This is a genomic window from Microbacterium sp. PI-SA-G, assembly GCF_057215335.1.
In genome coordinates, this window is record NZ_CM170103.1 from 1,579,333 (window position 1) to 1,605,724 (window position 26,392).

General features: G+C 69.7%; 24 protein-coding genes. 8 read left to right on the forward strand and 16 right to left on the reverse strand.

The genetic code is table 11. The features are described from left to right. Positions 1-159 precede the first annotated feature (159 nt). Genes AC2D10_RS07830 through AC2D10_RS07840 form a run of 3 tightly spaced genes read left to right on the forward strand, consistent with a single transcriptional unit; the run spans position 160 to position 5,973 of the window. Positions 160-729, forward strand: coding sequence for a hypothetical protein (locus tag AC2D10_RS07830; RefSeq protein ID WP_484711526.1), 570 nt, complete (start codon positions 160-162; stop codon positions 727-729). Continuing rightward, a complete protein-coding gene (locus tag AC2D10_RS07835; RefSeq protein WP_484711527.1) occupies positions 719-4,654 on the forward strand; it encodes a Pls/PosA family non-ribosomal peptide synthetase in 3,936 nt (1,311 codons plus the stop codon). The genes AC2D10_RS07830 and AC2D10_RS07835 overlap by 11 nt, the downstream gene beginning before the upstream one ends. Continuing rightward, positions 4,651-5,973 carry a M1 family metallopeptidase gene (locus AC2D10_RS07840; protein WP_484711528.1) on the forward strand — a complete coding sequence of 441 codons (1,323 nt, stop codon included), beginning with the start codon at positions 4,651-4,653 and terminating at the stop codon, positions 5,971-5,973. The genes AC2D10_RS07835 and AC2D10_RS07840 overlap by 4 nt, the downstream gene beginning before the upstream one ends. On the opposite strand, the gene AC2D10_RS07845 is transcribed toward AC2D10_RS07840, so the two are convergent. The 7 genes from AC2D10_RS07845 to AC2D10_RS07875 form a co-directional block, all read right to left on the reverse strand. After that, positions 5,946-6,569 (reverse strand): 4'-phosphopantetheinyl transferase family protein, encoded by a 624-nt coding sequence (locus tag AC2D10_RS07845; protein ID WP_484711529.1) that lies wholly within the window; start codon positions 6,567-6,569, stop codon positions 5,946-5,948. The genes AC2D10_RS07840 and AC2D10_RS07845 overlap by 28 nt on opposite strands. A 33-nt stretch (positions 6,570-6,602) precedes the next feature. Continuing rightward, a complete protein-coding gene (locus tag AC2D10_RS07850) occupies positions 6,603-6,905 on the reverse strand; it encodes a Dabb family protein (RefSeq protein WP_484711530.1) in 303 nt (100 codons plus the stop codon). Next, entirely contained in the window at positions 6,902-7,198 is a 297-nt protein-coding gene (locus AC2D10_RS07855) for a glutaredoxin family protein (protein ID WP_484711531.1), read from the reverse strand. Before AC2D10_RS07855 ends, AC2D10_RS07850 begins: the two co-directional genes overlap by 4 nt. Beyond that, on the reverse strand, positions 7,195-7,497 hold the full coding sequence (locus tag AC2D10_RS07860) for a rhodanese-like domain-containing protein (RefSeq protein ID WP_484711532.1): 303 nt from the start codon (positions 7,495-7,497) through the stop codon (positions 7,195-7,197). Before AC2D10_RS07860 ends, AC2D10_RS07855 begins: the two co-directional genes overlap by 4 nt. Positions 7,498-7,580: 83 nt before the next feature. Then, positions 7,581-7,679 (reverse strand): 30S ribosomal protein bS22, encoded by a 99-nt coding sequence (locus tag AC2D10_RS07865; RefSeq protein WP_003792170.1) that lies wholly within the window; start codon positions 7,677-7,679, stop codon positions 7,581-7,583. 138 nt (positions 7,680-7,817) lie between these two features. Then, positions 7,818-8,009, reverse strand: coding sequence for a helix-turn-helix domain-containing protein (locus AC2D10_RS07870; RefSeq protein WP_045279170.1), 192 nt, complete (start codon positions 8,007-8,009; stop codon positions 7,818-7,820). Between the two features lie 81 nt (positions 8,010-8,090). Further along, a complete protein-coding gene (locus AC2D10_RS07875) occupies positions 8,091-8,507 on the reverse strand; it encodes an ArsR/SmtB family transcription factor (protein WP_484711533.1) in 417 nt (138 codons plus the stop codon). A 104-nt stretch (positions 8,508-8,611) separates the two neighbouring features. Here AC2D10_RS07875 and AC2D10_RS07880 point away from each other — a divergent pair, with 104 nt between their 5' ends. Beyond that, positions 8,612-10,042, forward strand: coding sequence for a TrkH family potassium uptake protein (locus AC2D10_RS07880; RefSeq protein WP_484711534.1), 1,431 nt, complete (start codon positions 8,612-8,614; stop codon positions 10,040-10,042). After that, positions 10,035-10,706, forward strand: a complete 672-nt coding sequence (locus AC2D10_RS07885) for a potassium channel family protein (protein ID WP_484711535.1) — start codon at positions 10,035-10,037, stop codon at positions 10,704-10,706. The genes AC2D10_RS07880 and AC2D10_RS07885 overlap by 8 nt, the downstream gene beginning before the upstream one ends. Positions 10,707-10,720: 14 nt before the next feature. Here AC2D10_RS07885 and AC2D10_RS07890 read toward each other — a convergent pair whose 3' ends face one another. Together AC2D10_RS07890 and proC are read right to left on the reverse strand one after the other, a co-directional pair. Beyond that, on the reverse strand, positions 10,721-11,008 hold the full coding sequence (locus AC2D10_RS07890) for a DUF1905 domain-containing protein (RefSeq protein WP_484711536.1): 288 nt from the start codon (positions 11,006-11,008) through the stop codon (positions 10,721-10,723). A gap of 2 nt (positions 11,009-11,010) precedes the next feature. Then, positions 11,011-11,850, reverse strand: coding sequence for a pyrroline-5-carboxylate reductase (gene proC, locus AC2D10_RS07895; RefSeq protein WP_484711537.1), 840 nt, complete (start codon positions 11,848-11,850; stop codon positions 11,011-11,013). Positions 11,851-11,912: 62 nt separating this feature from the next. On the opposite strand from proC, the gene AC2D10_RS07900 reads away from it, so the two are divergent. Beyond that, the gene (locus tag AC2D10_RS07900) at positions 11,913-12,884 is read left to right on the forward strand and encodes a cation diffusion facilitator family transporter (protein WP_484711538.1); all 972 of its coding nucleotides are present in this window, start codon (positions 11,913-11,915) and stop codon (positions 12,882-12,884) included. A 53-nt stretch (positions 12,885-12,937) separates the two neighbouring features. Here AC2D10_RS07900 and AC2D10_RS07905 read toward each other — a convergent pair whose 3' ends face one another. Continuing rightward, complete coding sequence (locus AC2D10_RS07905) at positions 12,938-13,393, reverse strand: nucleoside deaminase (protein WP_484711539.1); 456 nt, start codon at positions 13,391-13,393, stop codon at positions 12,938-12,940. A gap of 52 nt (positions 13,394-13,445) precedes the next feature. Between AC2D10_RS07905 and upp the strand changes: the two genes are divergently transcribed. Continuing rightward, positions 13,446-14,078: a uracil phosphoribosyltransferase gene (upp, locus tag AC2D10_RS07910; protein WP_484711540.1), complete on the forward strand. Its 633-nt coding sequence runs from the start codon at positions 13,446-13,448 to the stop codon at positions 14,076-14,078. 742 nt (positions 14,079-14,820) lie between these two features. On the opposite strand, the gene AC2D10_RS07915 is transcribed toward upp, so the two are convergent. From AC2D10_RS07915 to nadE, 3 genes are all read right to left on the reverse strand, one after another. Beyond that, complete coding sequence (locus AC2D10_RS07915; RefSeq protein ID WP_484711541.1) at positions 14,821-15,513, reverse strand: hypothetical protein; 693 nt, start codon at positions 15,511-15,513, stop codon at positions 14,821-14,823. Next, complete coding sequence (locus tag AC2D10_RS07920; RefSeq protein WP_484711542.1) at positions 15,510-19,028, reverse strand: TM0106 family RecB-like putative nuclease; 3,519 nt, start codon at positions 19,026-19,028, stop codon at positions 15,510-15,512. Before AC2D10_RS07920 ends, AC2D10_RS07915 begins: the two co-directional genes overlap by 4 nt. Positions 19,029-19,158: 130 nt before the next feature. Next, the gene (gene nadE / locus AC2D10_RS07925; protein ID WP_484711543.1) at positions 19,159-19,977 is read right to left on the reverse strand and encodes an ammonia-dependent NAD(+) synthetase; all 819 of its coding nucleotides are present in this window, start codon (positions 19,975-19,977) and stop codon (positions 19,159-19,161) included. Between the two features lie 114 nt (positions 19,978-20,091). Between nadE and AC2D10_RS07930 the strand changes: the two genes are divergently transcribed. Beyond that, positions 20,092-20,649 carry a phosphorylase family protein gene (locus AC2D10_RS07930; protein WP_484711544.1) on the forward strand — a complete coding sequence of 186 codons (558 nt, stop codon included), beginning with the start codon at positions 20,092-20,094 and terminating at the stop codon, positions 20,647-20,649. Positions 20,650-20,672: 23 nt separating this feature from the next. Here AC2D10_RS07930 and AC2D10_RS07935 read toward each other — a convergent pair whose 3' ends face one another. Genes AC2D10_RS07935 through AC2D10_RS07945 form a run of 3 tightly spaced genes read right to left on the reverse strand, consistent with a single transcriptional unit; the run spans position 20,673 to position 26,340 of the window. Continuing rightward, positions 20,673-23,675, reverse strand: a complete 3,003-nt coding sequence (locus tag AC2D10_RS07935) for an AAA family ATPase (RefSeq protein WP_484711545.1) — start codon at positions 23,673-23,675, stop codon at positions 20,673-20,675. After that, the gene (locus AC2D10_RS07940; RefSeq protein ID WP_484711546.1) at positions 23,675-24,844 is read right to left on the reverse strand and encodes an exonuclease SbcCD subunit D; all 1,170 of its coding nucleotides are present in this window, start codon (positions 24,842-24,844) and stop codon (positions 23,675-23,677) included. Before AC2D10_RS07940 ends, AC2D10_RS07935 begins: the two co-directional genes overlap by 1 nt. A gap of 50 nt (positions 24,845-24,894) precedes the next feature. Beyond that, positions 24,895-26,340 (reverse strand): MFS transporter, encoded by a 1,446-nt coding sequence (locus AC2D10_RS07945; RefSeq protein WP_484711547.1) that lies wholly within the window; start codon positions 26,338-26,340, stop codon positions 24,895-24,897. Between the last annotated feature and the right edge of the window lie 52 nt (positions 26,341-26,392).

Here is a 26,392-nt window from a genome sequence, read left to right on the forward strand (position 1 = left end):
GGGCGTACGTTGCTGGTTACATTTGTGTTGCAAGTGCCGTCCGCACAGACGTGCGAAACGGCGCCTCACCGGTCACAGCACCGGCTGTTCACCTGGACGCGCTATCTTCTGTGCCGGAAACACACGAGCGCTCGCGCTCTGAGAGCAAGGGAATCGATCATGGCGAAGAAGACGACAGCGCAGCGCGACGCAGAGGCGGCCATCGACGCCGCCAAGCATGCCGCGAAGGACGCGAAGAAGCTGGTCAAGTCGCTGCCCAAGAAGCAGGCCAAGAAGCTCAAGCCTCTCGTCGAGGACGCGAAGGATGCCGCGAAGGTGTCGAAGAAGAAGGTCGCGGACAGACCCAAGAAGGTCCGCAAGTCCGCCACCAGCGCCACCGAGCGCCTGCAGGAGGCGACCGCACGCCTGCAGGAGCCGAAGAAGGACGCCTCCTCGAAGAAGGATGCCTCCTCGAAGAAGGATGCTCCGAAGAAGAAGGGCGCGGTCGCGAAGAAGCAGGATGCCCCGAAGCCGATCGAGGCGCCCGCGGACCTCCCCGCTCTCCCCACTCTCGAAGCGGCCTCGGTGATCGAGCCCACGGCACCCGTCGCGGCGATCCTCCCCGGCACTCCCTCCGACGACCTGACGTCGCTCACCGTGATCGAGCTCCGCGGACGTGCCCGCGCGGCCGGCCACATCGGCTACTCCCGCCTGACGAAGGCCGCTCTGATCGACCTCCTTGGGCGCTGACGTGCAGGCGGTGCTGGATCGTTCGACTGAAGCTCCCACACCGCGCACACTGATCGACATCCTTCGCGAGACCACCGCGCGTCATCCGGAGGCATCGGCGATCGAAGACGCCGACGGCGCCCTCAGCTACTCCGAGCTGCTGGCGCACGTCTGGCGCACCGCCGCGCTGCTGCGCGCTCGCGGCGTGCGTTCGGGCGACCGCGTGGGCATCCGCCTGGCGTCGGGTCGGCGCGAGCTGTACATCGCGATCCTCGGCACGCTCGCGGCCGGCGCTGCCTACGTGCCCGTCGACGCCGATGACCCCGAGGAACGCGCCGAGCTGGTCTTCCGCGAGGCCCGGATCGCGGGCATCATCACCGACGGCGGGGTGTACAGACCGGCCGATGCCTCGGCACCTGCCGAGCTGTTCCCCGGCGATGCTCCGCACCCGAGCACCTCGGCCGTGCCCGTCGTCGCGCCGCCGACCGTCGACGACGACGCCTGGATCATCTTCACCTCCGGCTCGACCGGGGTTCCCAAGGGCGTCGCGGTCTCGCACCGCTCGGCGGCCGCGTTCGTCGACGCCGAGGCGCGGCTGTTTCTGCAGGACGCTCCGCTGGGTCCGGGCGACCGCGTGCTCGCGGGGCTCTCGGTCGCGTTCGATGCCTCGTGCGAGGAGATGTGGCTCGCGTGGGGACACGGCGCCTGTCTCGTGCCGGCACCCCGCGCGCTGGTGCGCTCCGGGGAGGATCTCGGTCCGTGGCTGCTCGGACACGGCATCACCGTCGTGTCGACGGTGCCGACCCTGGCCGCGCTCTGGCCGCAGGACGCGATCGAGAACGTGCGCCTGCTGATCTTCGGCGGCGAAGCCTGCCCGCCCGAGCTCGTGGCCCGGCTCGCCTCCGACGGGCGGGAAGTGTGGAACACCTACGGCCCGACCGAGGCCACGGTCGTCGCCTGCGCCTCACTGATGGACGGCACCGGTCCGGTCCGCATCGGGTTGCCGCTCGACGGCTGGTCGCTGGCGGTCGTCGACGCGGCCGGCGAGCGCGTCGCCGAGGGCGAGAGCGGCGAACTCATCATCGGCGGGGTGGGCCTCGCGCGCTACCTCGATCCGGAGAAGGACGCCGAAAAGTACGCCCCGATGCCGACGCTCGGGTGGGATCGCGCCTACCGATCGGGCGACGTGGTGCGCTTCGAGTCGGAGGGACTGCTGTTCCAGGGCCGCGCCGACGACCAGGTGAAGATCGGCGGACGCCGCATCGAGCTCGGCGAGGTCGAGTCCGCCCTGCAGGCGCTCAGTGCGGTCTCGGCCGCCACCGTCGTGGTGCAGAAGACCGAGAGCGGGATGCCACTGCTGGTCGGCTACGTCGTGCCCGACGAGGGGTTCGACCGTCAGACCGCTCGGGCCGAGCTCGCCGAGACGCTGCCCGCACCGCTGATCCCTCTGCTGGCGATCGTCGACGACCTGCCCGTGCGCACCTCGGGCAAGGTCGACAAGGCCGCGCTGCCCTGGCCGCTCGAGTCGTCCGACGCGGGGGACTCGAACCTCTCCGGCACGGCCGCATGGCTCTCGGAGCAATGGCTCGCCGTCCTGGGCGTACGCCCGACCGACGAGGACGCCGACTTCTTCCAGCTCGGCGGCGGCTCACTCGCGGCCGCACAGCTGGTGTCGCGTCTGCGCACCCGTGCGCCCGAGTTCACGATGACCGACGTCTACGACCTTCCGCGGCTCCGTCAGATGGCGGACGCCGTCGAGGAGGAGTCGGATGCCGGAGCCGACGATGCGGACCGGGTCTTCAGTCAGCCGCGACCGACGCCTCGGCGCATGCAGTGGGTGCAGACGATCGCCGGATTCCCGCTCTTCGTGTTCACCGGCATCCGCTGGCTGCTGTTCCTGCTCGCCGCCAGCTGGCTGCTGCGTCTCGCGCCCGGATTCGACTTCCTGCCTGACGTCTCGGGCTGGGTCGTGCTGGTGGGTCTGCTCGTGTTCGCCACCCCGATCGGCAAGATGACCATCGCGGCCGTGGCCGCGCGGCTGCTGCTCGCGGGGGTCCGCCCCGGCGACCACCCGCGCGGCGGTGCTGTGCATCTGCGGCTGTGGCTCGCCGAGCAGATCGCGCAGCAGGTCGACCCGGTCGGCCTTGCCGGGGCGCCGTGGGTCGTCTACTACGCACGTGCACTGGGCGCGCGCATCCACAAGGACGTCGACCTGCACACCGTGCCGCCGATCACCGGCATGCTCGACATCGGCGCGGGAGCCTCGATCGAACCCGAGGTCGACCTGACCGGGTACTGGATCGACGGCGACACCGTGCGCATCGGCAGCATCCGCATCGGTGCCGACGCGACCATCGGGGCGCGCAGCACGCTGGCTCCGGGCACGAAGATCGGTCGCGCGGCGGAGATCGCTCCCGGGTCGGCGGTGTTCGGACGCGTCCGCGCGGGTCAGCACTGGGCCGGCTCGCCCGCCGCACGCACCGGCGGGGCCTCGCAGCCGTTCGCCCCGCATCGTCCGCCGAGCAAGCGACGCTGGCTCTGGGCCTACGCGGCATCGTCGGCGCTGCTGGGTGTACTGCCGCTTCTCGCCTTCGCTGCCGGGGCCGCGGTCGTGGCGTCCGGCATGCGTGGGGCCGACTCGATCCTCGACGCGATCCCCGGCGCCCTCGCCCTGCTCGTTCCCGGTGTGCTGCTGACGGGAGCGGTCTTCGCGCTTCTGGTGCTCGGACTCGTTCGCCTGCTCGGAGTCGGGCTGACCGAGGGCGTGCACCCGGTGCGCTCGCGGGTCGCGTGGCAGGCCTGGAGCACCGAACGGCTCCTCGACTCGGCGCGCACCTTCCTGTTCCCGCTGTACTCCAGCGGGTTCACCCCGCTGTGGCTGCGTGCGCTGGGCGCCGAGGTCGGCCGCGACGTCGAGGCGTCGACCGTGCTGCTGATCCCGAAGTTCACCACCATCGCCGACGGTGCCTTCCTCGCCGACGACACGATGGTCGCGACCTACGAGCTCCAGGGTGGATGGATGCGGCTGGCGCGGGCGCGCATCGGCAAGCGCGCGTTCCTGGGCAACTCCGGCCTGGCCGCGGGCGGGCACAACGTGCCGCGTGACGGACTCGTCGCGGTGCTCTCGGTCGCCCCGCTGAAGGCGAAGGCCGGGTCATCGTGGCTGGGGTCGCCGGCCACGCGCCTGCGTCGCGTGGTCAATGACGCCGACCTGGCCCGCACGTATCGTCCGCGGCGGGGACTGCGGGTCGCCCGCGCCCTGTGGGAACTTTGCCGTGTCATCCCCGTGATCGTCACCTGCGCGCTCGGGCTCGCCGTGATGCTGACGCTCGCCGCGCTCATCGACGCGGTGGGTCTCGCCTGGGCGGTGGCGCTCTCCCCCGCGGTGATGCTGACCGCCGGCGCCCTCGCGGCGGGCATCACGACCGCCGCGAAGTGGATCATCGTCGGGCCGATCCGTCCGGGTGAGCACCCGCTGTGGTCGAGCTTCGTGTGGCGCACCGAGGTGTCCGACACCTTCACCGAGATGGTCGCCGCTCCCTGGTTCGCCAACTCGGCGTCGGGCACTCCCGCCCTCGCGATCTGGCTGCGATCGCTCGGCGCGAAAATCGGCCGAGGGGTGTGGACCGACAGCTACTGGCTGCCCGAACCCGACCTCGTCACCCTCGGCGACGGCGCCACGGTCAACCGCGGATGTGTGGTTCAGACGCATCTGTTCCATGATCGTGTGATGAGCATCGATTCCGTCACCCTCGAGAACGGTGCGACCCTGGGGCCGCACAGTGTGATCCTTCCCGCCGCGACGATCGGCGCGGATGCCACCGTGGGTCCCGCCTCGCTCGTGATGCGCGGGGAGTTCGTGCCCGTCGGCAGCCGCTGGAGCGGCAACCCGATCGGACCGTGGCGTGCGGTGAAGGTGCGCTCGTACCAGGCGACCGACGCATGATCGTCGACTCCTACACCCCGCACAGCGGCGACCGCCGCTACGGGGTGCGGCACTACGACCTCACGCTCGACTACCGTGTTCCCACGAATCGACTCGTGGGGTCGGCGGTCCTGCACGTGCGCATGCAGGAGGCCGCGAAGCACGTCTCGCTGGACCTCGTCGGGCTCAAGGTCACCAAGGTACGGGTGAGCGGTGATCGCGGGGCCACGTTCCGCCAGGATCAGCGGCGCGTCAAGGTGCTCTTCACCCAGGATCGTGCGGCCGGCGACGAGTTCACGATCACCGTCGACTACTCCGGCGCCCCGGCACCCCGCCGTACCCGATGGGGACTGCTCGGATGGGAGGAGCTCGAGGACGGCGCGCTCGTCGCCTCGCAGCCCACCGGCTCGCCGACGTGGTTCCCGTGCAACGACCTGCCCTCCGACAAGGCGACCTACCGTCTGGAGTTCACCGCCGACCCCGAGTACACGGTCGTCAGCGGCGGTGCGGCGACGCGCTCGATGCAGCGCGGCCGGGTGCGCTGGACCTTCCAACAGCCTCTGCCCACGGCCACCTACCTGATGACCGTGCAGATCGGGCAGTACGCCGACGAGCGCGTGACGCTGGGCGACACCGCCGGGCGGCTGTACTACCCCCGCGCGCTCGCCTCCCGCGTGCAGGCGGACTTCGCCGACCTGGGCGCGATGATGCGGGTGTTCGTCGACGCCTTCGGGCCGTATCCACAGGAGTCGTACAAGGTCGTCGTCACCCCCGACGACCTCGAGATCCCGCTCGAGGCGCAGGGCATGGCGATCTTCGGCGCGAACCACATCGATGGCGCCGGGGGCTGCGAGCGGCTGATCGCGCATGAGCTGGCCCACCAGTGGTTCGGCAACAGCGTGGGCGTGAGCCGCTGGCAGGACATCTGGTTGAACGAGGGCTTCGCCTGCTACGCCGAGTGGATGTGGTCCGAAGCATCCGGCGGTCCGACCGCACACACGATGGCGGTGTCGCATCACGCGCGCCTGGCGCTGCTTCCGGCCGATCTGCTGCTCTCCGACCCGGGTGCGACCGACATGTTCGACGACCGCGTCTACAAGCGGGGCGCACTCGCACTGCACGCACTGCGGATGATCGTGGGATCGGAGCGCTTCTTCGCGTTCGCGCGGGAATGGACCACGCGTTTCACCGGCCTCGCGGTCACCACCGACGACTTCCTCGGTCTGGTCGACGAGGTCGTGGGCCCCGACGGCCGGGCGCTGATGCGCACCTGGCTCGACGAGCTGCCGCTGCCGGCGTTGCCCGGTGCCGGTCAGCCGCGGGCGGCACTGAGGGTGTAACCGGGCGGGCCCGCCAGGGTCATCACCGGAAGGCGCGAGGCGCGGCCGGGCAGTTCTGCCGTCCACTCCTGCGGCGATATCCCGATCGTCTCCGCCTGCAGGCGCACGTCCGCCGGGTCGATCGCGAGCCCGCGTCCGTCCGCCTTGACCGCCGCCTCGATGCGCGTCCACTCCGCGAGATCCGGCGCGGGTCGCGGAGCGAAGAGCGGCGCGAGCTCGGCGACCCGAGTCGACGACGCGGCATGTTCGACATCGATAGCCATGGGTGCAGACCCTCGCGACACGGCCACGGCGACGAGGTCATGCGCGTGGCTGACGCTGAGCACGAAACCCGGGGTGCGCGGCACGCCGTGGTCTCGCCCGCACCGCGCGCACGCGCTGTCGAGGGTCACCGCGGAGGCGCCTCCGAGCCGGAAGATCAGGTCCCGCAGCAGCGCCCGTCCGGCGAGGAAGCCCTCCGCGCGCACCGGATCCAGCGCGCGGTATCGTGCCACCTGCGACTCACCCATCGCTGCGAGATCGTCCTCTGCGAAGCCGCGAACAGCCGAGGGACGCGCCCAGGCGATCGTGATGTCACGCCAGGTGATCTCATCCATCTCGTCGCCGGACGGACGGACCGACGCCGCGCGTCAGATCTCGAAGTCGACGGAGGCACGCGAGGCGACCACCGAGCGCACGAAGCCGGCGACCTCGACGTGCGCGGGGTGCACCTGGTACTGCTCCAGCGCCTCGAGCGAGTCGAAGTCCGCCACCAGAGTCACGTCCCAGTTGGCCTCGGGGTACGCGACGTTCGCTCCGGCCGTGATCGACAGGATCTGCGGAATCTCCGCCTGCAGACCGATCAGTCGGCGCGCGACCTCGGCGGCCTGTTCGTGACGCGTCGCAGCGTCTTCGGCGGCGAGCTTCCACGAGACGACATGGCGGATGGTCACAGGGACTCCTTCTGGTCGCGGGGCGCGACGGATCGGACGGCTTCTTCGAGGGCGACGCGCAGACGGTCGGGCGAGACGCGCCAGTGGGCGTGCAGCCGACCGTCGATCAGCACGACGGGGATCTTCTCCCACCACAGCTCGTACAGCGCGGGGTCGTCCGTGATGGACGCCTCGACGATCTCGAGCTGCTCCGCCGCGGCATCCGGCAGTTCGGCCACGACCGCGTCGATCACCTCGGATGCGACGTCGCAGAGGTGGCAGTCGGGCTTGCCGATCAGCGTGAGCGTGGTCACGCCGAGGGTGTCTCCACCGCGCGGCCCTGGGCGATCCACTCGCCCGTGCCGCCCTCGACGTTCGTGGCGTCATAGCCACGCGCCTCGAGCGCCTCGACCACGCGTGCCGATCGTCCGCCCGCCTGGCAGATCACGTCGAAGGACTCACTCGGAAGCTCGTCGAGCCGGTTGCCGATCTCGGACATCGGGATGTTGACCGCGCCGGGCACATGCCCGGCGGCGAACTCATCGGTCTCGCGCACGTCGATGAGCGGCGTGGCGGTGCGCTCGGCGAGTTCGGTGACGGTGATCGACTTCATGGCGTCCTCACAGTGTGACAGCTGATCGATGGGGCCGGAGACACAAAGCGCCCGTCCGAAGACAGGCGCTCGTGTCTGGCCGCTTACTTCTTGTTGCGACGCTGGTGGCGAGTCTTGCGAAGCAGCTTGCGGTGCTTCTTCTTCGCCATGCGCTTGCGGCGCTTCTTGATGACAGAACCCACGGAAACCTCACTAAGTCAGTGGCTGGGCGTCTCGCAAAGGCGGACACCCGAGTACGGGCACGGAAAAAATGCCTCGGATCAGTCTAGCAAAACCCCAGCACCCCGACGGACACCGCCGGGGAACGCGGTCGCTCGACCTCAGCCGACGTCGGCGATCGGACGCTGGAGGGCGTCCGCGACGGCCGACTCGGGCACGCGATAGCTGCGGCCGAATCGGATGGCGGGCAATTCGCCGGCATGAACGAGTCGATAGACGGTCATCTTCGACACGCGCATGATGTCAGCGACTTCCGCCACCGTCAGGAACCGGACGTCAGGAACTTCGGGCATCCCACGTACCCCTTTCTCAATGTGCACACTCTATGGGGTAGCTGGGACGCGTGTAAACCCATGTGGCTCGTGTGAACTCGCTCAGGCGCCGAGGCGCTTGAGGGCGGTCGCCACCACGTGCTTGGCGGAGGCCGCAGCGCGACCGACGACCTCGGCCGCGTGGGCGGCACTGTCGGGCATCGGGAGCGAGGGGTACTGAATGTCGGGGGCGTCGTCACCGTACGCATCCATCAGGAACGGGACCAGCCAGTCGTCGACGACCTCGAGCGGTTCGACCGCCAGGCTGTAGTAGCGCCGCTGGCCGTCTTCGCGCACGGTCACGAGCTCCGCGTCGCGTAGCACCTTCAGATGCTTCGACACGGTGGGCTGGCTGATGCCGAGTTCGGCGACGATGTGGCTGACGCTCGTACCGGCGTCTCCTTCGGTGGTGCGTCGCAGCAGGAGCTGGAGGATGTCGCGCCTCGTACCGTCTGCGATCACGTCGAAGATGTCCGTCATGAGTTCAGGCTAGTCTCCCCTGGCACGGAGTACCATGACGAAGGCTCGGCGGAGGCTGCCGTGCCGCCGCGGAGTGCGGATCGGTGAGCGAGAAGGGGGAAGCGATGTCGGGCATCGTTTCGGCGTCGTCCCCGAAGCGCGTCCTGCGTGACATCGCCTCGCGCGGCAAGCACATCATCACCTCGTCGCCCTCTCGATTCGCGATCGTCATCTTCGCGCTGCTGATCCTCGTCTTCACCGTGCTGCTGTCGCTGCCGATCGCCTCGTCATCGCGCACCGTCACACCTCTCAGCGACGCGCTCTTCACCGCGGTGTCGACCATCTGCGTCACGGGCCTCGCGACCGTCGACATGGCGAACCACTGGTCGCCGTTCGGACATGTGCTCATCTTCATCGGCGTGAACATCGGCGGACTCGGTGTGCTCACGCTCGCCTCGCTGATGGGACTGGTGATCTCGAAGCGCCTCGGCCTGCGCGCCAAGCTGCTCGCCGCCGGAGACACGAACCCGCTCCGCGCCCACGGCGGCGTGGTGAACGAGAGCCAGACCGTGCGGCTCGGCGAGGTCGGCCAGCTGCTGCGCACGGTCGCCATCTCCTCCCTGATCATCGAGGGGGTGCTCGCCGTCCTGCTCTACCCCGCGCTCGTGATGGCGAAGGTCGACGCGGTCGCCGCGCTGTGGGAGGCCCCATACTTCGCCGCCATGGCGTTCACCAACACCGGTTTCGCGCCCAACGACGGTGGCGTGGCCGTGTTCGCCGACGACTACCTGGTGCTGACCCTGCTGATGGCGGGGGTGTTCCTGGGCAGCATCGGCTTCCCGGTGATCTACTCGCTCGCCAAGCACGTGTGGCACGTCAAGCGCTGGTCCCTGCACACCAAGCTCACGCTCGTGACGACCGTGCTGCTGTTCGTGCTCGGCGCCGCAGTGTTCCTGATCCTCGAGTACGAGAACCCGAAGACGTTCGGCTCGATGGATGCCGCCGACACCACGTTCCAGGCGTTCTTCCTCTCGGCGATGACCCGCTCCGGCGGGTTCAACGTGATCGACATGTCCGACCTCAACGGCTCCTCGCTGGTCGCGGCGAGCATGCTGATGTTCGTCGGCGGCGGATCGGCGTCGACCGCCGGCGGCATCAAGGTCACGACCCTCGCCGTGCTCGCGATCGCGGTGTGGTCCGAGGCCAAGGGACGGCAGTCGGTCGAGGTCTTCGGCCGCCGCATCCCCAGCGACGTGCAGCGCGTCGCACTCAGCGTCGTGGCGTGGGGGGCGACGATCGTGGCGCTCTCGACGATCATCATCGCCCAGATCACCAAAGCCGACATCAGTCATGTGCTGTTCGACGTGATCTCGGCGTTCGCGACCGTGGGCCTGTCGACGGGCCTGACTGCAGAACTACCCGACGCCGGATCGTACGTCCTGGCCGTGACCATCTTCATGGGGCGCATTGGTACAGTGACACTCGCTGCGGCGGTCGCTGCGACGTCACGATCGCAGTATTACTCACTCCCAGTGGAAAGGCCGATCGTTGGTTGAAGTGCTCCGGAGCGACGCTCCCGTACTCGTCATCGGCCTCGGCCGCTTCGGCGCCGCCTGCGCCGGAGAGCTCGACCGTCTCGACCGCGAGGTGCTCGCCATCGACGGCAACCTCGAGCTGGTGCAGAAGTGGTCCGACCGTGTCACGCACACGGTGCAGGCCGACGCGAAGAACATCGACGCGCTGCGCCAGATCGGCGCTCAGGACTTCCAGGTCGCCGTCGTCGCTGTGGGCTCGTCGATCGAGGCATCCGTCCTCATCACCGCCAACCTCGTCGACCTGAAGGTGCCGCAGATCTGGGCCAAGGCCGTCTCGCAGTCGCACGGCAAGATCCTCGCCCGTGTCGGCGCCAACCACGTCATCTACCCGGAGCGCGAGGCCGGCGAGCGCGTCGCGCACCTGGTGAGCGGGCGCATGCTCGACTTCATCCGCTTCGACGACGACTTCGTGCTCGCGAAGATGTACCCGCCGAAGTTCATCCGCGGCGTCGGACTGAACGAGTCGGGCGTGCGCACCAAGTACAAGGTCACCGTCGTCGGTGTGAAGAGCCCGGGCAAGCCGTTCCGCTACGCCGAGGCGAACACCGTGGTCACCAACCACGACCTGATCATCGTGTCGGGCACCAACAGCGACATCGAGCGCTTCGCGGCGCTCGACCGCTGAGTCCGCTCAGCGGCTCACGCGTCGATGTCGAGGATGACGTCGACCACGTCGTCGATCCCAATGCCCTCGCCGTCCTGCAGCGCCTTCTTGATGGGCACGATGTACCCGCCGTCCTTCGGCCACAGCGACGTGGTGACGGTGGTGCTGCCGACGGTCACGGACGCCGGGATCATGCCCCAGCCGTAGGTGACGACGGAGGCGATGTCGTGGATCAGCTCGCAGTCCCCCGGAGGCACCGAGACGAAGTGGTAGGGCGCGGTGCCGCGCCAGAACCAGATCTCCCCCGAGAACCGCAGCCGCATGGTCAGCCGCCCGCCGCGAGTTCCTTGGCCCTGGCGAGCGCGGCAGCCGCGGCATCCGCGAACGTACGGTCCAGGTGCGCGTCCTGCAGCACCGCGATCGCTCGCTCGGTCGTGCCCTTCGGGCTCGTCACGCGTCGGCGCAGTTCGGCAGGGTCGACGTCGGAGGCATCGAGCAGCGCCGTGGCGCCGATGAAGGTCTGCTCGGCCATCAGGCGGGCGTCGGCATCGGTGAACCCCATCGAGACGGCGGCACGGGTCAGCTCCTCGATCAGCAGGAAGACGTAGGCGGGGCCCGACCCCGAGATCGTCGACAGGGCGTCGATCTGCGACTCCGGCACCTCGATGACGGCCCCGACGGTCTCGAACAGACGACGCACGAGTGCGAGATCTTCGGCGTCGGCCGCAGGACCGGCCGCGAGTCCGGTGACCGCCTTGCGCACGGTCGCGGGCGTGTTCGGCATCGACCGGATGACGCGTGCGTCGTCTCCGAGCGACGCGGCGAAGGTCTGCAGGGTGACCCCGGCGGCGAGACTGACGACGATCGCATCAGCGGCCAGGTGCGGGGCGATCTCACGCAACAGATCCGGCACCATGGCGGGCTTCACGCCGACCAGGATGACGCGGGCCGATGCCGCGGCATCTGCGGTGGCGGACGGCCGATTCTCGAGCGCGAGGCTGGTGACGCCGTCGAGACCCGCGAGCGCGTCGGCTTTCTCCTGCGTGCGGTTGGTCGCGACGATCGCCCCGTCGACCGTGATGCCGGACGCGACGACGCCCCGGAGGATCGCGCCGCCCATCGAACCGGCACCGAGGAACGCGAGAGCGGGGAGCGAGTCAGCCATGCCGTCATCCTATGGCGGGGTAAAACCCTGAATCCGGCGGCCCGCCGTCTTAGACTCTCAGCATGAGTGCATCCGGAGGCAACAAGGCCATCGTCGCGGCGTTCCTGGCGAATCTCGGCATCGCGCTCGCGAAGTTCGTCGCGTGGGCACTGTCGGGTTCCGCCTCGATGCTCGCCGAGGCGATCCACTCCGTCGCAGACTCGGGCAACCAGCTGCTGCTACTCCTCGGCGGCCGCAAGGCCCGCCGCGACGCGGACCGCGCGCACCCCTTCGGCTACGGCCGCGAGCGCTACGTGTACGCCTTCGTCGTGTCGATCATCCTGTTCTCGGTCGGTGGGCTGTTCGCGATCTACGAGGGCATCGACAAGCTCACCAACCCCCACGAGCTCGACCGCACCTGGTGGTGGCTGCCGCTGGTGGTGCTGGTGATCGCGATCGGCCTCGAGTCGTTCTCGCTACGCACCGCCGTCCGCGAGAGCAACCTCGTGCGAGAAGAGGGCCAGTCGTGGGTGTCGTTCGTGCGCCGCTCCAAGGCACCCGAACTGCCGGTCGTGCTGCTCGAAGACGTGGGCGCGCTCACCGGTCTGACCTTCGCCCTGCTCGGCGTCGGACTCACGCTGATCACGCACAACCCGGTGTTCGACGCACTCGGCACCCTCATGATCGGCATCCTGCTCGTGCTGATCGCGATCATCCTCGGCGTCGAGACGAAGAGCCTGCTGGTGGGCGAAGGTGCCACCGCCGCCGATCTCGACCGCATCGTCGACGCGATCACCGCGGGCTCCGAGGTCGAGAAGCTCATTCACATCAAGACCCTCTACCTCGGGCCGGACGAGCTGCTGGTCGCCGCGAAGGTCGCCCTCAGCTCTGACAAGACCGTGCGCGAGGCGGCCGACGACATCGACGTGATCGAGGCGCGCATTCGGGCAGCCGTGCCGGTCGCCCGCGTCGTCTACATCGAGCCCGACGTCTACCGCCCCGCGATCGACCCCGAGCCACCGACCGACGTGTTCGTGCTCAAGTCGTCGGACTGACGCGGCCGCTGCGGGTCAGCGGCGTTCGTCTGGGTCAGCGGCGTTCGTCTGGGTCAGCGGCGTTCGGCGAAGAAGGCACGAAGGAGCTCGGTCGCGGCATCCGCCTCGACACCGCCGACGACCTCGGCGCGATAGGGAAGGCGTCGATCGCGCAGCACGTCGTACATCGACCCCGCAGCACCCGCCTTGTCGTCCCACGCGCCGAACACGACACGGCTGACGCGGGCCTGGAGGATTGCTCCGGCACACATGACGCACGGCTCGAGCGTGACGACGAGGGTGTGCCCCTCGAGGTTCCATGAGCCGACGGATGCCGCGGCGGCCCGCATCGCCTCGATCTCGGCGTGCCCGGTGGGATCGTGGGTGTGCTCGCGGGTGTTCCGACCCTCCGCGATGAGGCGTCCCTCAGCGTCGAGCACGACCGCGCCGACCGGGATCTCGTCGGCTAGCGCCGCCTCGGCTGCCAGCGCGAGAGCCCGCTGCATCGCGAGAAGGTCGGCGGCGGTCATGCGTCGAGCCTACGATGTCGTGCCAGACCCGTCAGCGCATTAGCCTGTACCCATGCGTGTTCACGTCGCCGACCACCCCCTCGTCACTCACAAGCTCTCGGTTCTGCGCGACGCGCGCACACCGTCGCCGGTCTTCCGGCAGCTGACCCAGGAGCTGGTGACCCTGCTCGCCTATGAGGCGACCCGCAACGTCAAGGTCAGCCCGATCGAGATCACCACCCCCGTCACCACCACCATGGGCGTGAAGATCTCGGAGCCGCGCCCGATCGTCGTGCCCATTCTGCGTGCCGGGCTCGGCATGCTCGAGGGCCTCGTGACGCTGCTCCCCACCGCAGAGGTCGGCTTTCTCGGCATGCTGCGCGACGAGGAGACCTTCGAGCCGAAGACCTACGCCGAGCGCCTGCCCGACGACCTGAGCGATCGACAGTGCTTCGCGATCGACCCGATGCTCGCGACCGGTGGCTCACTCGCCGCCGCCATCCAGTTCCTCTTCGACCGCGGCGCGAAGGATGTCACGGCGATCTGCCTGCTCGGTACCCCCGAGGGCGTCGCGGCGATCGAGGCCATGGCCGGCGACCGTGACGTCACCCTCGTGCTGGGCGCTCTCGACGAGCGGCTGAACGAGAAGGGCTACATCGTTCCCGGGCTCGGCGACGCCGGCGATCGGCTCTACGGCACCGTCTGAGGTTCGACGCGGTCGCGGGAGGGGTCGCATTCGGCCGGCTCAGCGCCGGTGATGCGGCCATATGCGACACCTCGGCCACGCGCCGAGACCCTTGCCCTGTGGCAGGGGTCTCACTTCGCCGGTTCAGCGCTGGCGAGGCAGCCATATGTGACTCCTGCTCCCCCGCGCCGAGGCGCGATCCCGCGGCGGGGGTCGCACTCGGCCGCATCCACACTGCCTAAGCGGCCATCTGTGACACCTGGCGCCCCCGCCAAGGCCCATCCCGCGGGAGGGGTCGCGTTCGGCCGGTTCAGCGCTGGTTATGCGGCCATCTGCGACACCTGGGCCACGCGCCGAGGCCCTTCCCCTGCGGCAGGGGTCACACTTCGCCGCATCCACACTGCCTAAGCGGCCATATGTGACACCTGGGCGCCCCCGCCAAGGCCCATCCCGCGGGAGGGGTCGCGTTCGGCCGGTTCAGTGCTGGTGATGCGGCCATCTGCGCCCCCTGGGCGCCCCGCCAAGGCACATCCCACCGCGGGAGGGGTCGCGTTCGGCCGGTTCAGCGCTGGTGATGCGGCCATATGTGACGCCTCCTGCGGCGGCGTGAGACCTGCCACATCAGGGGGCGCAACTGAGCGGTCGGGCGAGGCGGCGCCTCAGGACGTGTGGAGGCGATACGCGCGCTCGTCGCCGTACCGGGTGAAACCCGCCCGCGCGAGGATCGGGGCCGATGTGGCGACGCGCCCCTTCACGAGCGCTGTCACCGCGCCGCGCTCGGCGCTGATCCGCAGGCGCTCAGCCAGGACCGCACGATAGGCGCCTCGCCCACGCGCATGGTCGAGCGTCGCCGCGCCCCACAGCCTGCTGAAACCGTCGACGAGGGTGCAGCCGCCCGTGCTGACCGCTGCGCCGTCGATCCGACCGAGCACGCGGAATCCGTCGCGGATGCCAGACCGGACTCGATCTCGGCGAATTCTTCACGCAGACCGTCGTCGTCGAGCGGGGCCTGCTGCCAGACCGGCACGTTGATCGCGTCGACTTCGCGCACCTGTTCGAGGGTGTGCACCAGTTCAGCGGTGGCCGCGCGAGGCACGTCGATCTGCGCGTCAGCGATCCGGAGCGCGAACACCGTGACCGTGTCGATGTGCTCGGCGCCCCGGCGCACGAGCTCATCCTCGAGATCCGGCGTGTCGGACGGGTTCGTCCAGAAGGTGAGCGTGTCTTCGCCCCAGGCTCGCGTGCGTTCGAGCGCGTGGTCGAGCACCTCGGACGCGGTGCGCGACGAGTGGACCTGCGATCCGCGGACGCCGCCGCCGAAGCGCGCGGGATACCGCACCAGCTGCAGTTCGGCGTTCTCATGTTCGCCGTCGCGCGGCACCCAGAACCACGCCGCAGCGGCCTGCAGGATGTCGTCCTGGGTGTGCACGCGCGGGAGATCGCGGGGAGTCATCATTCGTCGACCACCCCCACCAGCCGGGCGAAGGCGCTCAGACGTGCGACTCCCTCGGGCGTGTATGGAAGGTCGTCGAGCAGGGCCGGCGAGTGGATGAGATACGCCACGTATTGCGCGCGCGAGATCGCGACGTTGAGGCGATTCTGCAGCAGCAGGAACTCCGGTCCCCGCGGCGCATCGCGACCGCTGGATGCCGCGAGCGAGGTGATCGAGACGACCGCCTCCTTGCCCTGGAAGTTGTCGACCGTGCCGACCGGAACATGCGGATAGCCCGCGGCGGAGAGCGCGTCGAGCACGAGCTGACGCTGCGCGTTGTACGGCGTGACCACGATGATGTCGGACTGCGTCAGGTCACGGGTCGTGGCCTCGGCGTCGTTGTCGGTGAACGACCGGCCCACGAGGTCTTGCACGAGTCGTACGACCTCGGCCGCTTCTTCGGGAGACTGCGTCGAATTGGCGCGGTGACGCAGCGGCACCACATGGAGTCCGGGCTCGATGCCACGCAGCGTGCGGAGCTCGGTGCCGGGCGCCGGGGCCAGCTTGCCCGCATAGGCGAGGCGCGACACCGGAGCGGCGACGGCCGGATGCATCCGCCAGGAACGCGCGAGGAAGTACCCGTACTCGGGGCGCACGACGGCGTCGCCGTCCATGACCCAGCCCAGCGCGGACGTGTCGACCGGCTCGGGATGCGCGCCCTGACTGACCTGCGGCAGCTGCTGCGGATCGCCCAGGAGCAGCAGTCGCTTCGCCCCGGCCGCCACGGCGATGGTCGACGCCAGGGAGAACTGCCCGGCCTCGTCGATCACCAGGAGGTCGAGCTCCCCGCGGTCGACCCGCGTGGTGTTGCTGAAGTCCCACGCCGTTCCCCCGACGACGACCCCCTCGTCACGGTGCTCGGCGAGGAACGCGGCCATGCCGCTCTTGGGGATCGCGGTGTAGTTCGGCTCGACGGTCGCGTCCTTCGGCGCCTTCGCCACCTCCGCGGGAGCGACGCCGTCCGCCACGACGCGATCGAGGAGCGTTTCGATGATCGCGTGGGACTGGGCGACCACGCCGATCTTGAACCCGTGATCGTTGACGAGCCGCGCGATCACACGAGACCCGGTGTATGTCTTGCCCGTGCCCGGAGGGCCCTGCACGGCGAGGTAGCTGCGGTCGAGATCGATCACCGCGCGGACGATCGCATCGATCACGTCCTCACCCGCGACGGGGATGGGCTCGCCTGACAGCGTGCGCGGCGGGATGCGGCGCAGGATGTCCGTCGATGCGTCTTCGGGGAACGCCGGTGCAGCAGCATGCACCGTATCGGCCCACTCGTCGATGGCGCCCTGCAACGAGACGACCCGCGGCGGAGCGGCCGGCGTCAACGCGATGGGCAGCTCGTCCCACGTCTGGCCCTGCACGGCGGACTCGGTCACGAGGTAGCCGTCGTCGAGCACCTCGGTCACACTCAGGCCGTGGGGGACGTGCACGGCACGCGACGGCACCTCCGCGTCGAACGGCGGCGGCACCTCGTAGAGCGCGAATGGCTGAGCACCGACGCCGAGGGTGGTACCCGGTGACACCTCGCCGCGGATCTCGATGTCGCGCGACATGACCCGGCGTCCCTCGCCGATGCTCCAGTCGCGGCGCACCCGTGACGACGGACGATCCACGCGAACCACGTCGCGCGTGCCGTCCCACATCGTGACCGGCTCGCGCAGACGCTGGAAGTGCGAGACCCAGAAGCTCTTCGCCTCGCGCGGGAAGTAGTCGATCGCCGCCGCGGCGATGCGGTGCACCTGACCATCGACAGGGGATCCTCCGGATCGAGGCCCCTCAAGCCCGACAGCCTCGGCACCGGCAGCGACCGCGCGCTCAGCGTCGGCCAGCAGTGCGACCGACCGCGGCGAGGGCTCGTAGACGAGGTCGTCCGCGGCATCCGGTGGCGCGGGGGTCACGCCTTCGCGCCGCGCGATCTCGATCAGCCAGTTGCGTAGCCGCCGTGTCGAGACGCAGTCGTAGCGGTTGTAGTCGGCCAGGTCCGCGAGCACGGCGTCCGCCTCGCGCTGCTCCCCCGCTGCCGCCATCTCGCGCGCGGCGACGTACTGCACGATCGAGTCGTCGCCCTTCTGCACATCGCTCGTACGCACGTCGTCACCCATGTAGAGCGGCTCGAGCTTCTTGATCGAATAGGAACGCGATCCGACACGCACCGTGCGCAGCACGAGCGGGTAGAGGTCGACGAAGACGCCCTCGCGCAGCAGCCGGTCGACCTCCCCCTCGCGCACGCCGTGCCGTGCGGCCATCGCGACCAGGTGCGAGGTCTCGTACGGCGCATAGTGGTAGATGTGCATGTCGGGATGCGTGGTTCTGCGCAGCTTCACGAAGTCGAGGAACTGCTCGAGTGCTCGCTTCTCATCGGCGAACGTGTGCGCCCACAGCGCGGAGTACTGGTCGTGGTTGTCGACCCACCCGAACAGGTAGTCAATGCCCCAGTGCGCCTCGCCGACGGCCGCCGACTCGGTGTAGAGCGGGTCGCCCTCGAAGTCGAAGAAGATGTCGCCCCTGCTCGGCACCGGCAGCGTGTGGATCGCGGAGGCGTAGTGGACGTCGTACGTGGGCGTGCCCTCGGCGTCGGCGCGCAACTGCACCCGGGCCTGCGCCCGGAGCGCGCCGAAGGTGTCGGTGTTCATGCCGTCGGGGGCGCCGTCGGCGGCAGCGAGCTGATCGATCGTCTCAATGCCGGCGGCACGCAGACGCGCTCGCTGCACCGGACGCATGCGAGCGACCATCAGCAGATCCCGATGCGCGAGCACCTGTTCCTCGCACGTGGCGCATCGCCCGCACGCCACGACGTCGAGATCGCCCCGTCCGTCACCCCAGGCGAGCGCCGACCCCGACGCACCCTGCGTGATGTCGCGATCGGCGATGAGCGCGCGAAGACGTCGACGGCGCACCTGGAACAACGGCAGCAGGTCATCGACGGCGTGAGTGCTGATCGTGCCGTCGCCGAGGATGAGGTCGACCTCCTCGGCGCGTGGGATGCCCAGGCGGTCGAGCTGGTCGACATATGCCGCGAGCTGCATGAGCGCCGTGACGCGAGCCTTGCGTGCGAGCTTGGAGTCCTGCACTCGCCAGCGACCGCCGTCATCGCGGCGCAGGAAGTCCGCGAATCCCACGAACTCCTCCGTCGCGAACGCGGCCTGGAACACGACGAGCGCGTCGGACCGCAGCGCCTCTGCGGTCTCGGCGACCGCCGCGGCCAGCGCCGGCGCATCGACCGACGAGACCTTCTCGACGGAGTGCACCTGATCGGCACCGAGCTCGTCGATGTACTTCGCCAGGACATTGCGCTCATGGACGTCACCGAGCAACGCGGCGCGCGCGAGCGTCGCATCTTCGGGCTCTTCGACGGCGATGACGCGCCCGAGCTTGGCATCGATCGCGCGACACCACGCGAACTCGCATTCGGCGGCGGCCTTGAGGTCGCTCGCGCTCCAGATCACGCGTCGCGCCTGAGTGTCGATCCGCACTGTGCTCCCATCGCTCGGATGATTCGACACTAGCCGCGGCATCCGACACTCGGGCGCGGGCCAGCGCCAAAGCGCACCGACACGCCTCAGGTGAGCCGGTTCGCCCATTCATTCACAAGGAAGGAGCCGCTCAGCGCCACCAGGTGTCGTCCGGCGTGACCGGGAGATGGCGCTTGTGCTGCGTAGCCAGGTAGCGCGCCTCGATGCGTCCGGCGACCTCCGGATCGACGTCGCGCCCCTCGAGGAAGTCGTCGATCTGCTCGTAGGTGAGGCCGAGCTCGTCTTCGTCGGAGCGACCGGGCTGGCCGTCGAGCAGGTCGGCCGTCGGCACCTTGAAAGCGAGACGGTGCGGCGCATCGAGAGCCTGCAGCAGCGAGCGCCCCTGACGCTTGGTGAGCCCCGAGAGCGGAAGGATGTCGGCCGCGCCATCGCCGAACTTCGTGTAAAAGCCGGTCACGGCCTCGGCAGCGTGGTCGGTGCCGATCACCAGGCGGCCGACGTGGCCGGCGAGCGCATACTGCGTCACCATGCGCACCCGCGCCTTGATGTTGCCGCGGTTGAAGTCGCTGATGTCGGAGGTGACGGCGAACTCGATGTCCTCTTCGACGCCGTCGACGCCGTTCTGGATGTTCACCTCGACCGACTCGTCGGCGGCGATGAACGCGAGGGCGGCCTGTGCGTCGTCGGCGTCGTGCTGCACCCGGTACGGCAGGCGCACGGCGAGGAACGTCGCCTCTGCGCCCTCAGCCCGCACGCGCTCGACGGCGAGCTGCGCCAGACGCCCGGCGAGCGTCGAGTCCTGTCCACCCGAGATGCCGAGCACATAGCCCTGGGCTCCGGTCGTGCGGAGGTAGTCGACGAGGAACTGCACGCGGCGCTCCACTTCGGCGGCGGGGTCGATCTCGGCCGAGACGCCGAGTGCTTCAGAGATCTGCTTCTGCAGGGGCACGTGATCCTCCGGTTTTCGTCGATGCAAGTATGCCCCCCCAGTGTTACACCGGGATGACGACGACGGCGTGCCCCTTGACGGCACTCGGGGTCGCGGACCTGGGAGGATGGTCAGGTGAAACTTCTCGTCGCCGCCATGGCCTCCGAACTCGCCGCATTCCCCGACGAGCTCGAGGGATTCGATCAGCTCGTCACGGGCGAGGGCAAGCTCCAGGCCACGTACGCCCTCACCCGGGCGCTCGATGCGAGGGAGTACACCGAGGTCGTCGTCGTCGGAACGGCGGGCGGGATCGACCCGGACCTCGACGCGACCGCGCACGAAGTCGGCAGCGCCCTGCAGCACGACGTGTTCGACCTCGACGGTGTGCCCGGACAGCATGTGTCACTGCCCGCGCGTGTGTCGACGGGCCGCGAGGGCGTGCTCATCGCGACCGGCGACAGCTTCGTGGGCGATGCGGGAATCACGGCTGTGATCCGCCCCTCGGGGGCGGGGCTGGTCGACATGGAGTCGTACGCCTACATCTGGGTGGCCGACAAGTTCGGCGTGCCGATCCGCGTGTTCCGCGCGATCTCGGATCGAGCGGAGGACGGCGCGCTCGTGGACTTCCGCGCCGCGATCGCTCGATGCAGCGTGCAGTTGCGCGAAGTCATCCGCCGCGAGTACGGCGTCTGATACCGCCGCGACCGACGGCCACCTCAGCGCGCCTCGATGACGCTGGGCCCCTCGGGTGTGGCACGCACACGCAGCTGCGCGGGAATCTGCTCCTGCATGGCCTCGACGTGACTGATCACTCCGACAGAGCGGCCGCCCTGTCGGAGTTCGTCGAGGGTGCGCATCGCCACGTCGAGCGTGTCGCCGTCGAGCGAGCCGAACCCTTCGTCGATGAACAGCGTGTCGAGACGGATGCCGCCGGCGCGTGCCGTGACCACCTCGGCGAGCCCGAGCGCGAGGGCGAGCGAGCTGAGGAACGTCTCGCCGCCGGAAAGTGACTGGGCGGGTCTGCTCTGCCCCGTGAACGCATCGAACACCACGATCCCGAGACCCGACGCTGCTCCGCGCGCGGCCAGGGCGTCGGAGTGCTGCAGCTGGTAGCGCCCGGTCGACATGTCGCCGAGTCGCCGGTTCGCGGCATCGACGATCTCCTCGAGCTCTGCGGCCAGCACGAACGTCTCCAACGTCATCTTGCGGGTGTTCGCGCCGCGGCCCGCGATGGTGTCGGCGAGCCCGCGCAGCGTCTCGAACGCAGCCGTGTCGTCGGCGGTGCGGGCATGCTCGGATGCCGCGGACGCAATGAGGTCCGCGAGGCGTTCGGCGGTGCTCGAGGCACGCGCGGCGGCATCGACCGCTGCGGTCCACTCCGCCCGGGCTGCGGCTGCGGCGAGTTCGAACGGGGCGAGATCGATCAGCTCCTCGGGGAGAGTGCGCAGCTCGAGATCGAAGAGGATCGCTCGCTCCTTCTCGCGACGGACGGCATGCTCGGTGGTCCGGGCGTCCAGAGCGGCCTGCTCGGTCTCGGAGCGCAGCGCCGCCTGGGCTTCAGCGACGTCGATGAAGTCCGATGCCGCCAACGCCGCATCGCGCTCTCGCTCCGCCTCATGCGCCGCGCTCGCCCGACGCGCATGCTCGGCGGCGGCCTCGACGAGCGTGCGCGCTGCCGACAGCTGCTCCTCGGCCTCGGCGAGACGCTCGGAGACGCTCGCCGACGAGCCGCGCGCTTCGACGATCAGTGCCTCGGACTCGGTCATGCGCTGCGTGAGCAGTGCCTGCGTCTCACGGGCCGCGGCGAGCGCGGTGACGTCGGCCTCGTGCGCCGACTCGAGACCGTGGATCCGTGCCGTGAGCTCCTGCAGACGCGCGTCGAGTGCGCGCTGCTCTTCTGCGGCGGCGACGCTCTGGGCATGGGCGAGCGCGGCCGCATCTCTCTCGGCAGCGGCCTGCTCGGAGGTGCGCCCGTCGGCGCGAGCCGTGGCTGCGGCGAGGTCAGCCCGCAGAGCCGATACGGTGTCAGCCGCCGCGCGCTCGTGCGTCGCGGCGACATCGCGCTGCTCCTCTGCCTCGGCGATGTCGTCTTCCGACACGGGGTCGGTGTGCGATGCCGGCGCCGGGTGCTCCGGCGAGCCGCAGACCGGGCATGGGTCGCCCTCGGTCAGCCGCGAAGCGAGCTCCCCTGCGAAACCGTCGAGCCGACGCCTGCGCAGCTGGCTGAGCAGCGACTGCGCGTCGGCCAGCACCTCACTCGCCGCGACGAGACCGCGCTCGGCGGCATCGCGCTCGCGCTCGATCCGCGCGGCGTCCTGCGTCGCGTCCCACCGCGCCTCGGCGGCCACCCGCGCGCTGAGCAGATCGGCGATGCGATCAGCAGACCGTCGCGCTTCATCTCTCTCGGCAGTGAGCTCGGCAAGCCGCGCGGGCGCCGCTGCACGCTCGATGTCGCCGGCCTCGATGCGGGCGGTGACGGCGACGATATCTGTCTCGGCCCGCTGGATCTCGACGCGGAGAGCCGGGGCCTCGCTCTCGAGCAGGGCGGCCCGTTCCCAGGCGCCGCTCTCCTTCGTGCGTGCGGCGATCCAGCTCGGCAGGTCGTCGGCCTCGATGCCGAACGCCTCCCAGGCGGTTCGCGCCCGCTGCTCGGCCGCCTCCCCATCGTCACGGGCTGACGCGGCGCGCACCGCACGCGCGATGGGCGCGCGCAGCACCTCAGCCGCCCGCGCCTGCGTCAACTCCGCCCGTGCCTGGGCGATCTGCTGCTCATCCGCGTCGAGAGCCGCAAGCGCTGCCCGGGCGCGATCGCGCTCGATCTGATCACGGCGCTCGTCACGAGCGGTGGCCAGGCTGCGGTCCGCGGCCGCGGTGCGCTTCTCGGCGTCGTCTCGTTCAGAGGCGCGGCGCTCGGCGCGATAGTCGGCGCGGGCAAGCGCGCGGCGCAGATCGTCGAGCCGCTCGTCGGTCGTGGCCGCCGCCCGCGATTCGGCAGCACCGACGTCCGCAGTCGAGCCCTCGCCCTCGGCCGTGTCGCCCCCGAGCTCCGCCGTGGCCACGAGACGCTCGGCTTCATCGACCCGCGCCGTCACGGTCGCGAGCCGCGCACCGAGCGCCTGTTCGGCGGCTCGACGGCGCTCGTCGAAGCGTGCCTGCACGTCTTCGAACCTCTGCGTGCCGAAGAGCCTGCGCAGCAGGGTTTGACGGTCCTTGCTGTTGGCGAGCAGGAACTCCGAGAACCGGTTCTGCGCCAGCAGGATCACCTGAAGGAACTGCTCGCGACTCAACTGCAGGATCTCGTCGAGCTCGTTCGCGACGTCGACGGCACGGGCAGCACGGCCGATCCACCCGGCATCCGTCCATTCGTCGAGCGCCACACCGGCCGCCTGCTTGGTCAGCCCGCTCCCCCGCTTGGCGGGGCGCAGATACTCCGGCGACCGCGTCACCCGATAGCGACCCGACGGCGTGCTGAACTCGACGACCACCTCAGACGCATCGTCGGGCTCGGAGTGGTCGCTGCGCAGGCGCTTCTCGCCGCCGTCGTAGCGAGGAACGCCGCCATAGAGGCCGAAGCAGACCGCGTCGAGGATGCTCGACTTTCCGGCACCCGTGCGACCGGCGATCAGAAAGATCCCGTCATCCGCGAAGGCGTCGAAGTCGACCGTCTGACGGGAACGGAACGGGCCGAAGCCCTCGACCTCCAGCCGGTGCAGCCGCATCAGACCAGCGCGTCGGCGCGCACGCGCTGGTCGAGCACGTCGCGGACGAGGTCGCTCTCGACCTCGGTCGCGCCCTTTCCGTCGCGCACATGCTCGAGGAAGGCCTCGACGCGCTCGACGTCGGTGACGGCCGAGCGGAGTCGCTGCGCATACGTGCGCTCATCGGTCGTGGCAACGGATGTCGGCTGATGCTGAACCATCGCGCAGAAGCCGTAGCTCTCACGCAGCCGACGCATCGGCTCCGTCTGAGGCTGCGCGTCGGTGTAGATCGCGCACACCCAGTGGTCGGCGTGCGCCGCCACGTTCTCGGCGGAGAGGATCTCGTCAAGCGTGCCGGTGAGCGTCACGAGACGTCGCGGAACCGGCAGATCGAGCCACTCGACGGAGCCGAGCCCTGCGGCATCGAGCTCGATGAGCCAGGACCCGCGCGGCTTGTGCTGCTCGCCGAAGCTGTAGTGCAGCGGCGCGCCGGCGTAGCGGACCCGGTCGCTCAGCTGCTGCCGCCCGTGGATGTGACCGAGCGCGATGTAGTCGGGCCCGTCGAAGACGTCGAGCGGCACCACGTCGAGTCCGCCCTGGCGCACCTCGCGCTCGAGCCCGGCCGTGGCGTCGACCCCGGCGGCGAAGCAGTGCGCGATCGCCACCGCCCGCCCGGGATGTTCGCGCATACCCGCGCGGACGAGATCCATCGCGTGCGCCATCGTCTGTGCCTGCGTGCGCAGCTGCCGACCCTCGGAATCGCCCTGGGGCCAGTGTTGACGGACGATCGCCGGCTCGAGGTACGGGATGCCGAAGAAGTTGACCGGCCCGTCGGCGTCGTCGATCACGACGGGCGCCCCGATGGCGAGCGGATCAGTCAGCACGCGGATGCCGTCGCGCAGCAGCCGCGCCTGGAACCCCAGGCGCGCGGCCGAGTCGTGGTTGCCGCTGGTGACGATGACGTGCGCGCCGGTCTCGTGCAGTGCGACGAGCGTGTCGCCCAGCAGCGTGTAGCACGCGGCCGACGGTGTCGCGGAGTCGAAGACGTCTCCGGCGATCACCACGGCGTCGACCGCGTGCTCTCGCACCTGCGCCACCAGGGCCGCGAGCACCTCGGCCAGCGCGTCCATGGTCGAGGTGCCATGGAACGTGCGGCCGATGTGCCAGTCGGAGGTGTGCAGGATTCGCATGTTCCCAAGGTACGAACCCCCACCGACATTCGGTCCGAGGCGTGCCGCGTTCAGCGCGCGGCGACCATCGCCTCTCCCTGCGTCGGCAGGAGCTCCTCCTTGGTCCCGCGCACCAGGAACGCGGCGATGAACGAGGCGACCACCATCAGGATCGAGGCGGCGATGAACGTCCAGCCGTACGCGTCGGTGAGTCCCTCCGGCGACACCTCCGTCTGCGAATGTCCGCCGACCGATGCGGCGTAGACCGCCGTGAACAGCGACAGTCCGATCGATCCGCCGATCTGCATCGCGGAGTTCGCGACCGCCGACGCGACTCCCGCATCGTGCGGCGCGACCCCCGACAACGCGAGGTTCTGCAGCGGGATGAAGATGAACCCCATGCCGACGCCGAGCAGTACCAGGGCGGGTGCGATCTGCACGAGGTACGCGCCGTCGGGCGTGATGCCCGAGAGAGTGAACAGTCCGACCGCCGCGATGAGCGGTCCGACGATGAGCATCGGCCGCGGGCCGATCACGGGCAGCAGCTTGGTCGCGATCGGCGCGATGATCATCGTGGCGATCGGCAGCGGCAGGCTCGCCAGCCCCGCCTGCAGCGCTCCCATGCCGAGCACGAACTGCAGATGGAACGTCAGGTACACCGTGGCGCCGATCATGATGGCACCGGCCACCCCCTGGATGAGGAAGGCGCCGCCGCGGACCCGGTCGGCCACGACGCGCAGCGGCAGGAGCGGCTGCGCCACCCTCCCCTCCACCCACACGAAGAGCGCGAGCAGAGCGACCCCGGCGACCAGGAACGCGATGGTGAGCGGGTGACCCCAACCGTTCTCGGCGAGCGTGAAGCCGTAGACGAGGACGCCCAGCCCGAGGGTCACGGTGATCGCACCCCAGACGTCGTAGCGGTTCTCACCCTCGGCCTTGCTCTCGGTGAGCACGATCGCCCCGCCGACGACGCCGATCACGACGAAGAACAGGTTGACCAGCAGGCACCAGCGCCAGTCCGTGAACTCGGTGAGGATGCCGCCGAGCAGCATGCCGATCGCCGCCCCCGTGCCCGCGACCGTGCCGAACACCGCGAAGGCGATGTTGCGCTCACGCCCCGAAGGGAAGGTGACGGTGAGCAGCGCCAGCGCGGCAGGGGCGAGCAGCGCGGCGAACGCGCCCTGCAGACCGCGCGCGAGGATGAGCTCCCAGCCCTGCTGCGCGAGTCCGCCATAGAGGGATGCCGCGCCGAAGCCCAGCATGCCGATCATGAAGATCCGCTTGCGGCCGACGTAGTCGGCGATGCGACCGCCGAGCAGGAGCAGCGCGCCGAAGGCCAGGGCGTACGCGGTCACGACCCACTGACGCTGACCGTCGGTCAGATCGAGCGCGGCCTGAGCGCGTGGCAGGGCGATGTTGACGATGGTGCCGTCGAGGACGACGACCAGCTGGGTCAACGAGATGACGATGAGCGCCCACCACCGGGTCTGAGGGCGGGCGCGCAGGGATGTAGACATGGAAAAACCTCCGGTGTCTGGTGACGGATGCCGGAGGTTTCGAGCCTCGGAC